Origin of the sequence: Polaribacter sargassicola, assembly GCF_021991835.1 — a bacterium.
GTDB lineage: Bacteria > Bacteroidota > Bacteroidia > Flavobacteriales > Flavobacteriaceae > Polaribacter > Polaribacter sargassicola.
The window spans coordinates 1-286 of record NZ_JAHDAU010000209.1 but is presented as its reverse complement, the minus strand read 5'-3'; the positions used below and the strand labels follow the sequence as shown (position 1 = coordinate 286).

General features: G+C 73.1%; 1 protein-coding gene. It reads right to left on the bottom strand.

Annotated features, from left to right (window positions below):
• Positions 1-286: hypothetical protein (locus KI686_RS16520; RefSeq protein WP_237590405.1), on the bottom strand; the 286-nt coding region annotated here is incomplete at both ends.

The window sequence follows — 286 nt, the reverse complement described above, 5'->3', positions numbered from 1 at the left end:
CGTCGATGAAGATGGCAGCCGCGGTCGCGCGCTCGAGACCGTAGTCGCCGGTGAGGAACCCCGCCATCTGCGCCGACCAGCGCCGGGCGAGTTCGCGCAGCTGAGGGTCGTTGACCGCGGCGGTGACCACGGCGCGGTCGGCCTCCATGGCCCGGGCGTCGGCGAGGCCCTGCACCAGGAGGTCGGCGATGACGGCAGGAGTGGCGCCGCGCTCGGTGAGCACGGATCGGATGCCCTCCATCCTGGAGTCCACATCCGCCACGAGGTGGCGCAGCGCCTCCGACCG